The sequence below is a fragment of the Streptomyces purpureus genome (assembly GCF_014648195.1).
GTDB classification, from domain to species: Bacteria; Actinomycetota; Actinomycetes; order Streptomycetales; family Streptomycetaceae; genus Streptomyces; species Streptomyces purpureus.
The window spans coordinates 114058-123777 of sequence record NZ_BMQQ01000006.1; the positions used below are offsets into that span (position 1 = coordinate 114058).

Sequence of the window (9720 nt, forward strand, 5' to 3'; positions counted from 1 at the left end):
GAATGACTTTACCCGACGTTCGGGGGTGGTCCCGACCAACGATGGCCGTCTCCGGCCTGTCGGATGGTCGTTTCTTCCCTTCTTTGCGTCAAAATGCGATATATCCGGACAGTTGAGACACTGACGCCCATCAGCAGAGCAAAAGATCTTGATGACTGCGGAGGGGATCGATCGCATGAGCGTGCCGGTATTCGAGGAGTACGAACCCGAGACCGACTGCGGCTGCCCCGGCTGCGCCCAGCGGCGACGCGACCTGGCCATGGGCCTGCCCCTGCGCGCGGGCGGCCACCCGTCGGCGCACGGCGCCCGCCGGGCGCTGGTACTGGTCACGGCGGCGGGCGTGGTGCTGGGGGGTGGGGGAGCGGGGGCGGCGGCCACGCCCGCGGGACCCTACCGCGCCGACTCCGCCGACCGGACCGGCCGCCCTGACCGGCCCGACCCCGCTGCCCGTGAACGGGTCGACCCGCAGCCGGACACTCCACAGGGCGGCAGCGGCCCCCTGCACGGCCGCCCCTCCCGCGGCCCGCAGGGAGCCCAGGGCCCCGCGTCCCAGTCACTGCGCAGGACGACCCGCGCCGACATCATCAACCGCGCCAAGCGATGGGTGAACGCGCCGGTCCCCTACTCGATGGAGAAGTACTGGACCGACGGCTACCGCCAGGACTGCTCCGGCTTCGTCTCCATGGCGTGGGGGCTGCCGAGCAACGAATGGACCGGAACCCTCGCGCGGTACGCCACCCGGATGAGCCGTACGGAGCTCCAGCCGGGCGACATCCTGCTCTTCCACAACCCCGCCGATCCCACCAAGGGATCGCACGTGACGATCTTCGGCGGCTGGACGGACTACACGCGCACCGCGTACGTCGCCTACGAGCAGGCGAAGCCACGCACGCGCAAGCAGGCGACACCGATGGCGTACTGGAACAACTCCGCGCGCTATGTCGCCTACCGCTACAAGGGCCTGACCGGCCAGAACTCAGGCGCCGGGGGGAGCGCCTCCTCGGTGAAACGGTTCCCCGGCCGTACGTCCTTCGGCCCCGGCGCGAACAACGCGTACGTCACCCAGCTCGGCCGGATGCTCGTAGAGCGCGGCGGGAGCCGCTTCTACCAGGCGGGGCCCGGCCCGCGGTGGAGCGAGGCGGACCGCCGGGCGACCCGGGCGTTCCAGAAGGCCCAGGGCTGGACGGGCCCGGACGCGGACGGGCTGCCCGGCCCGTCGACGTGGCGACTGCTCACGCTCCACCAGGGCCGCGACATCCCCGCCGCGGCGGTCGGGGGGCCCGCCTTCCCGGGCCGGGGCCACTTCCGTCCCGGCCAGTCCAACAAGCACGTCGAGAAGCTCGGCCGCCAGCTGGTGAAGCGGGGCTTCGGAAAGCACTACACATCCGGCCCCGGCCCGCGGTGGAGCGAGGCGGACCGGCGCAATGTCGAGGCGTTCCAGCGGGCGCAGGGATGGCGCGGCGGCGCGGCCGACGGCTATCCCGGCCCGGAGACCTGGCGCCGCCTGTTCCGCTGAGAGAGGTCCAGTCACATGAACCCCGAGACCCCCCCACCCCCCACGGACGACCCCGCCCCGCCCACCCGCCGCACCCCGGTCATCGGCACCGAAACCACCGGCACGATCCCGGTCCACCTCCTCTTCCGCACCGAACCGGGCGACCCGCCCGGCCTCTCGTCCCTCCCGTCCCCGGTGGACGAGGGCCCACCGACGGAGGCGATGCCTCCCCTCCGCAGGGAGGCTTCCCCTGTTTGGGCGGATGGTGAGCGGCCGGGCGGGCGGGGCTCGAGGTCCGCCGACGGCGGCTGCCCGGAGGCCGCCCGACGACCGGCGGCATCCCCTTCATGGGCGGATGCCCAGCCGTCGAGCGGGCCGGGCGCGGGCTCGGCCCCGGGCTCGGTCCCGGCTGGTACGGGGCCCGGCGGCGGCTGCGCGGAGGACGGCGTGGCCGACGGGCGGGTAGCCGTTGGTGCGTGGGGCGGCGCGGCAGGCTCCGCCGGGCAGGCGGTGGGCGCGCCGGGCTCGGCTGGTGTTGCCATGGAATCCGCCTCCGGCGGTTACGCCGCCGACCGGCCTGGGGCCGGGGCAGTTGGGGGCTCGACCGGCTTCGCCGACCCGGGCGGGGGCCCGGGGGAGCCCGGGGCGGGTTCAGGGTTCGCCCCCTGTCCGCCGTCTGCGTCCGATTCCGCCCGTCAGGCAGCGGGCGCGCCGGGACAGGTCGGTGCCGACCGGCGGGGAGCCGCCGGTCCGGCAGACGGCGCGGGCAGTTCTGCGGGCTTCGCCCCCCGTCCGCCGGCTGCGACCGGTTCCGCCGGTCAAGTGGGCGCCCCGGGACAGGACACAGACAGCCGGCCGACGGCCGGGCAGACCGACGCGGAGTCGACCTCCGGCGGCTACTCGGCGGGCCGGGCAGGCCAGAGCCGAGCGGCCGAGCGGCCGGAGCTCGGGGCGGCTGGGAGCTCGACCAGCTTCATCGATCCCGGCGTCGGCCAGGAGGAGCCGAGTTGGAACCCCCCTCCGCCTACCGGTTTCGCCACGGTTGACGCCGGGTCCGCGTCCGGCGGCCACTCGGCGGACGGTACCGACGACCGGCGGGGGACCGCCGGTCCGGCGACAGGTGAGTCGGGCCCGGCCCGGACGGCAGGCGGTTCCGGAGGGTCGCCTGCGGAACGGGCGACCTTTGGTCGCGCGCCGGGCGCGGTCGGCCCCATCGACGCGAGCGGCGGTCTGGCGGACCCGGGTTCGGGACCCGCCGCCGCCTCCCGGCCGGGGGCCGCCGGTCCGGTGGCGGCTGACGAGTCGGGTTCCGCCGGGATGTTCGTCGGCTCGGCAGGACCGGCTGCGGATCACACGACCTCCGGTCGCGCGCCGAATGCGGTCGGCCCCATCGACCCCGGCGTGGGTCAGGCGGACCCGGGTTCGGGGCCCGGCGCCGCCTCCCGGCGTGGGGCCACCGGCTCGGCAGGAGGTGCCGACGACCCGAGGATGGCCCCGCAGGAGTCGGGTACGGGGTTGGGCTTCGCCCCAGCTCCGCCGGCTGCGACCGGTTCCGCCGGTCAGGAGGTGGTGGCAGGTGCGGTTGCCGGCTCGCTCGGCTCGGGCTACCCGGCCGTGGGCATGTCGGATTCTCGTACGGGGTCGGGTTCGGTGGCGGCTGATGAGTCGGGCTTTGACCGGGCGGTCGTCGGCTCGGGACCGGTTGCGGATCGTTCGACCGGTGCGACGGCCGAGACCCACCGCTCCGGCGACTCGGGCGTAGGCCTGGCGGAGTCCGGTACGGCGTCGGGCTCCGCCCGCGTGGTCGTCGGTTCGGCAGGACCGGTTGCGGATCCTTCGGCCGGTGCGAGGGTCGAGACCGACCGCTCCGGCGACTCGGGCGTAGGCCTGGCGGAGTCCGGTACGGCGTCGGGCTCCGCCCGCGTGGTCGTCGGTTCGGCAGGACCGGTTGCGGATCCTTCGGCCGGTGCGACGGTCGGGGCCCACCGTTCCGGCAACCCGGGCGGAGGCGTGGCGGACTCCGGTACCGCGTTGGGCTTCACCCACCCGCTGGCGGCCGCCGGTCCGGTGTCGGGGCTCGCTTCCCGGCCGGGGGAAGGCGGGGCAACCGGCTTCACCGACGCCGGCGCCGGTCTCGCGGACCCCAGCGCGGGGTCGGGCCCGGCCCCCGTTCCTACGGCAGGCGGCGCAAGCCGCTCGAACGGATCGGGTAGCCCGGCCGCCGATGGACACCACCCGAACGGATCGGCCGGTCCCGCCTCCGCCGTTAACCCCGGGGCGGCGCCCGCCCCTGCCGCTGCCGAGCATCGCTCGAACGGATCGGCCGGTCCCACCTCCGGCGAAACCTCTGGGGCCGCCTCCGCCCCGGCCTCCAGCGCGAACCGGTTGAACGGATCCACCGGCCCCGCCCCCGCCCCAAACCCCGCCCCCGTCCCCGCCCGATGGGACAGCTCCGCCGCCACCCCGAGCCACGTGAAGCGCGTACCCGGCTCGCCCCACTCCCCCACACCCCCCACCGCCCAACCGCCCGTCGGAGCCACCCGGCTCACCGGGATCGCCGCGACGCATCCCGGGGCCCGGCGGCTTCCCGCCAAGGCAGCTGGGGCGCGGCCAGCGCCCAGTGCTGACCCGGGATTGGCCGAGCGGCCCGGGCCCGTGTTGCCAGGGTGGGCCGCCGCGGTGGTCGGGGGCGTCGCGCTTGTGGCGTGTGCCGCCGTGTTGTGGTGGGCCGGGGCCGTGCCGGAGGCGTTGACCGGGATGCTTCGGCTGCCGGCCCGGGCGTACCACGGCATCCACATCGGACAGTGGGCGCTCCTCGCCTTCGGGACCATCGTCGCGCTGTTCGCGCTCGGTGGTCTGGGCCGCGGCCGGGTCGGATACGCCCTGGTGCTCACGCTCTTCGGCGAGTACCGCGGCAGCGTCCGCCGCGCCGGTCTGCTCTGGATCAGCCCGCTCCTCCTGCGCCGCCGGGTCGACGTACGCCTGCGGCACTGGCGCAGCGAGGCGCTGCCCGCCGTCGACGCGAAGGGCACGGCCCTGCGCGTGGTCGTGCTCGTCGTGTGGCGCGTCCGCGACACCGTCCGCGCCGCGCTCGGCGTCGAGGCGCACGAGGACTACCTGCGCGAGCAGGTCGAGGCGGCGATGGCGCGTGTCCTCTCGCAGTTGCCCGCCGACGCGTTCCACGAGGACGCGCCCACCCTGCGCGACGCGGAGGCGGTCGGCGAGGCGCTCACCCGGATGCTCTCGGCGGAGTGCGTACCGGTCGGGATCGAGGTGTTCTCGGCACAGCCGACGCGGATCGAGTACGCCCCCGAGATCGCGGCCGCGATGCAGCGCCGCCGGATCGCCGCGATCGACGCCAAGCACCGGGACAGCGTGCTGACCTCCGTCGTGGACGCGGTCGACGACATGGTCCACCGTCTGACCACGCGTGGTCTGGTCGAACTCGACGACTACGAGCGCAAGGCCCTGGTGAAAGACCTGACCGTGGCGTTCTACACCGGCCGCGGCACCCCCGCGGAGACCCCGTGATTGGTCTGGACATGCCCAACCGCCGTTTATACATTGGAACTTGGTCTAGACCGGAATCAGTACCACCGCACCACGGATCCCACCCGCACCACCCATCCCCAACGCACGCGTGCAGCACAGCCGTCAGAACTCCCCCACGTTCCCTGGAGCGGACAGCATGCGACACAAGATAGGTACGGCGGTGGTGGCCCTCGGCGTCGCCGGGGCGTCACTGCTCGCCACCGGTAGCGCCGGAAGTCATGGGTACACCGACTCCCCGATCAGCCGTCAGAAACTCTGTGCCAACGGCACGGTGACCAACTGTGGCTCGATCCAGTGGGAGCCCCAGTCCGTCGAGGGCCCCAAGGGCTTCCCCTCCGCGGGGCCCGCCGACGGAAAGATCTGCTCCGCCGGACTCAGCCAGTTCGCGCAGCTCGACGACCCGCGCGGCGGCGCTTGGCCCACGACCAGGGTGGCCGGCGGCCAGAGCCACACCTTCCGCTGGCAGTTCACCGCCCGGCACCGCACCACCGACTTCAAGTACTACATCACCAAGAACGGCTGGAACCCCAGCCAGAAGCTCACCCGGGCGGCGCTCGACCCCCAGCCGTTCCTGACCGTCCCGTACAACAGCCAGCAGCCGCCGGCCACGCTCTCGCACTCCGGGACCATCCCGGCGGGCAAGAGCGGCAGGCATCTGATCCTGGCCGTCTGGACGATCGCGGACACGGCGAACGCGTTCTACGCCTGCTCGGACGTTCAGTTCTGACAGTTCGTCAGCTATGGTCCGCGGCGTGTACACCGTGGCGGAGCTCGTACAGCGTCAATGGGGCGACCACAGGACAGGGTTGCGCGAGAGCGACCTCACCCTGAGCCGGCACCAGGTCGCCGCGGGCGCCGCCGCCCGCGCCGCGCTCCTCGCCGACCTGCTGCCCCGGGGCGCTGAGCCGCACCTCGGGGTACTGCTCGACAACACACCGGAATACCCGCTGTGGCTGAGCGCGGCGGCCCTCGCCGGGGCCGCCGTCGCCGGCCTCAACCCCACCCGGCGCGGCGCCGAACTGGCCCGCGACATCCTCCACACCGACTGCCGGATCCTGGTGACCGAGCGGGCCCACCTTCCCCTCCTCGACGGGCTCGACCTGCCCGGCGTACGACTGCTGGTCACCGACACCGAGGCGTACGAGCGGCTGCTCGCGCCGTACGCCGCCGCGAAGCCGGGCGAGGCGGTGGTGCGCCCGGTCACGCCCGGCACCCGGCTGCTCCTCTACTTCACTTCCGGGTCGACCGGCGCGCCCAAGGCCGCCCTCTGCGGCCAGGGGCGGCTCGCCGCCGCCGGAGCCTCGCTCGTCGCGCACTTCCGGCTGAGCGCGCAGGACACCCACTACATCTGCATGCCGATGTTCCACGGCAACGCGGTGATCGCCAACTGGGCGCCCGCGCTGGTGGCCGGAGCCCCGGTCGCGCTGCGCCGCCGCTTCTCCGCCTCCGGGTTCCTGCCGGACGTAAAGGAGTTCGGGGCGACGTACTTCACCTACGTCGGCCGGGCGGTGCAGTACCTGCTGGCCACGCCGGAATCCCCGGACGACCGGTCGCACGCGCTGCGGCTCGGCTTCGGCACGGAGGCGGGCACGGTGGACGCGGCGCGCTTCGAGGCGCGCTTCGCGGTGCGGCTGGTGGAGGGGTACGGATCCTCCGAGGGCGGCGCGGCGATCCAGCGGACACGGGGCACCCCGGCGGGCGCGATAGGGCGGGCCGCGCCGGGGGACGACCTCGCGGTCGTGGACCGGGCGACGGGTCAGGAGTGCCCGCCCGCCGTCTTCTCCGCCTCCGGCGGCCTGAGCAACGCCTCGGCGGCGATCGGAGAGCTGGTCAACCGCGGCCGCAGCCCCTTCGAGGGCTACTGGCGCAACCCCGAGGCGGACGCCGAGCGGCTGCGGAACGGCTGGTACTGGACCGGGGACCTCTTCTACCGGGACGCGGAAGGCTTCCTCTACTTCGCGGGGCGCGACGACGACCGGCTGAGGGTGGACAGCGAGAACCTCGCCGCCGCGATGATCGAGAACATCCTCGCCCGGTGGGACGCGGCGGCGGCCGTGGCGGTCTACGCGGTCCCCGACCCGGTCGCCGGCGACCAGGTCATGGCGGCGCTGGCCCTGCGGGAGGGCGCGGACTTCGACCCCGCGGCCTTCGCGGACTTCCTCTCGGCCCAGCCGGACCTCGGCACGAAGATGGCGCCGAGGTTCGTCCGGGTGGTCCCGGCGATGCCCACGACGGCCACGAACAAGATCCACCGCGTGGCGCTGCGCCGGGCGTCCTTCCACACCCCGGACCCGGTCTGGTGGACCCCGGCGCCCGGCGCCCCGTACCAGCTCCTGACCCCCGCCTCCCGCGCAGCGCTCCTGGAGCAGTACGCCGACCACGGCCGCTCCCCGGTGCCGGAGGCCTGAGCCCGGGGGTACGCCCTGCCCTGCTCTGCCCGCACCCCTTTGCCCCGGGGCCGCCGCCCCCACGGCCGCTCCCCGGTGCCGGAGGCCTGAGCCGAGAGGGGAGGGCCCGCCCCACCACGGCCGGTCTCCTGTGCCCGAGGCCTGAACCCGGGGGTATGGCCCGCCCTACCCTCCCCGCACCCCCTGGACCCATGGCCGCCCCCCGCCCCGCCCGCCTACCGTGTCGGCCATGGAAGCCCGTACCCCCTGGCAGGCCCTGACCAGGAGCGACTACCTCCGCACCGGCTGGCCGTGGCGCTCGGCCGCGTATCTGGCGAGCGGTGTGCTCACCGGCGTCCCCCTGCTCCTCGTCCTGCTCGTGCTTCTCGGCTTCTCCGCCGTCCTCATCGGGCTGCCCCTCCTGCTCCTGGCCGGCGTCGCCCTCGGCGGTCTCGAACGCCGACGGCTCCGGCTCGTCGACCGGGAACCCGCCGCCGACCCGCACCGCGTCCCGGACGCACCCGGCCTCGGCGCCTGGCTGAAAACGCGCGTACAGGAACAAGCCACGTGGCGGGAGCTCGGCTACGCCGTTCTGCACGCCACCGTCCTGTGGCCGCTCGACCTGCTCGCCCTGGCGGCCGGGATCGGGCTGCCCCTCGCCGTGGCCGCCGCCCCCGTCCAGCTCGCCGTCGACGGACACGAGGCCCGGGTGGCCAAGACCTTCCTCGTCACCACCTATCCGCAGGCCTTCGGCGCCGCCCTCGCCGGGCTCCTCCTGCTCGCCGTGCTCCTGCACCCCCTCGCAGCGCTCGCCGGGGCCAGGGCCGCCCTCACCCGGGCCCTCCTCGCTCCCCGCGACGCCGAACTCCGGGACCGTATCGGCGAAGTCACCCGCTCCCGGGCCCGGCTCGTCGCCGCCTTCGAGGCCGAGCGGCGCCGCATCGAACGCGATCTCCACGACGGCGCCCAGCAGCGCCTGGTCGCCCTCACCATGACCCTCGGCCTCGCCCGGCTCGACGTCCCACCCGGCGGACCTCTCGCCGCGCAGCTCGCCAAGGCCCACGACCAGGCCGGTCACGCCCTCACCGAGCTCCGCGAACTCATCCACGGCATCCACCCCCAGGTCCTCACCGACTACGGCCTCGCCGCCGCCCTCGCCGACGCCGCCGACCGCTCCGCCGTCCCCGTCGAGACGGACATCGACATCCCGCGCCTGGAGCGGCCGGTGGAGAGCGCCGCCTACTTCGCGGCCGGTGAGGCCCTCGCCAACATCGGCAAGCACAGCGGCGCCCGCACCGCACGCCTCACCGCCCGCCACACCGGCGACCTGCTCCGCATCGACGTCCACGACGACGGGTGCGGCGGCGCCGACGCCGCCCGTGGCACCGGTCTCACCGGCCTCGCCGACCGTGTCGCCGTCCTCGATGGCACACTGACGATCACCAGCCCGCCCGGCGGGCCGACCCTCGTGCGAGTGGAGATCCCGTGCAGCGCTCTGGCCGCCGCCCCCTGCGCATAGTCCTGGCCGAGGACAGCGTGCTCCTGCGCGAAGGCCTGGTCGGGCTGCTCGGCCGCTTCGGCCACCAGGTCGTCGCGGCGGCCGGCGACGCGGACGGCCTGGCCACCGCCGTCGACACGCACGACCCGGACATCGTCGTCACCGACGTCCGGATGCCGCCGGCATTCCAGGACGAGGGCCTGCGCGCCGCGGTCGCCCTGCGCGCGCGGCGGCCGGGGCTGCCGGTCCTCGTCCTGAGCCAGTACGTCCAGCGCAGCTACGCCACCGAGCTCCTCGACTCGGGCGACGGCACCGGGGTCGGCTACCTCCTCAAGGACCGGGTCGGCCAGATCGAGGAGTTCGTCGAGGCGGTGGACCGGGTCGCGGCCGGCGGCACCGTCGTCGACCCCGAGGTCGTACGGCAGATGCTGCGCCGCCGACGCGACCCGCTCGCCGCGCTCACCCCACGCGAACGGGAGGTCCTCGGGCTGGTCGCCGAGGGCCATTCGAACAGAGAGATCGCCCGCCGGCTCGTCGTCACCGAGGCCGCAGTCGGCAAGCACATCGGCAACATCCTCGCCAAGCTCGACCTGCCGCCCGCCGAGGACACCCACCGCCGGGTGCTGGCCGTCCTCGCCTTCCTCCGCGCGTGACCGTGCATGAGGGCGCGGGGCGCACGAAAAAGCCCCCCGCTTCCGCGAGGGGCTTTTCCCGTCTGTGCGCCGCCAGGGACTCGAACCCCGGACCCGCTGATTAAGAGTCAGCTGCTCTAACCAACTGAGCTAGCG

The 9720-nt window shown here is 74.4% G+C and carries 5 protein-coding genes and 1 pseudogene; all 6 read left to right on the top strand.

Annotated elements, in window-relative coordinates; all coding sequences use genetic code 11:
• The first annotated feature begins 175 nt into the window (after window positions 1–175).
• The 6 genes and pseudogenes from IEZ01_RS10725 (at window position 176) to IEZ01_RS10750 (ending at window position 9585) form a co-directional block, all read left to right on the top strand.
• Window positions 176–1516: a peptidoglycan-binding protein gene (locus tag IEZ01_RS10725; RefSeq protein ID WP_019886640.1), complete on the top strand. Its 1341-nt coding sequence runs from the start codon at window positions 176–178 to the stop codon at window positions 1514–1516.
• Window positions 1517–3631: 2115 nt separating this feature from the next.
• Window positions 3632–5026, top strand: a pseudogene (locus IEZ01_RS35855) (SPFH domain-containing protein); the annotation flags it as partial.
• Between the two features lie 157 nt (window positions 5027–5183).
• Window positions 5184–5774: a lytic polysaccharide monooxygenase auxiliary activity family 9 protein gene (locus IEZ01_RS10735; RefSeq protein ID WP_028797575.1), complete on the top strand. Its 591-nt coding sequence runs from the start codon at window positions 5184–5186 to the stop codon at window positions 5772–5774.
• Window positions 5775–5787: 13 nt separating this feature from the next.
• Window positions 5788–7455 (top strand): AMP-binding protein, encoded by a 1668-nt coding sequence (locus tag IEZ01_RS10740; protein ID WP_189201323.1) that lies wholly within the window; start codon window positions 5788–5790, stop codon window positions 7453–7455.
• A 229-nt stretch (window positions 7456–7684) separates the two neighbouring features.
• Window positions 7685–8953, top strand: a complete 1269-nt coding sequence (locus IEZ01_RS10745; protein WP_189201325.1) for a sensor histidine kinase — start codon at window positions 7685–7687, stop codon at window positions 8951–8953.
• Complete coding sequence (locus IEZ01_RS10750; protein WP_189201327.1) at window positions 8920–9585, top strand: response regulator; 666 nt, start codon at window positions 8920–8922, stop codon at window positions 9583–9585. The genes IEZ01_RS10745 and IEZ01_RS10750 overlap by 34 nt, the downstream gene beginning before the upstream one ends.
• Window positions 9586–9720: the final 135 nt, after the last annotated feature.

Coding starts and splice junctions, on each gene's coding strand:
- IEZ01_RS10725 (WP_019886640.1), top strand. CDS start 176: ATGAGCGTGCCGGTATTCGAGGAGTACGAACCCGAGACCGACTGCGGC.
- IEZ01_RS10740 (WP_189201323.1), top strand. CDS start 5,788: ATGGTCCGCGGCGTGTACACCGTGGCGGAGCTCGTACAGCGTCAATGG.
- IEZ01_RS10745 (WP_189201325.1), top strand. CDS start 7,685: ATGGAAGCCCGTACCCCCTGGCAGGCCCTGACCAGGAGCGACTACCTC.
- IEZ01_RS10735 (WP_028797575.1), top strand. CDS start 5,184: ATGCGACACAAGATAGGTACGGCGGTGGTGGCCCTCGGCGTCGCCGGG.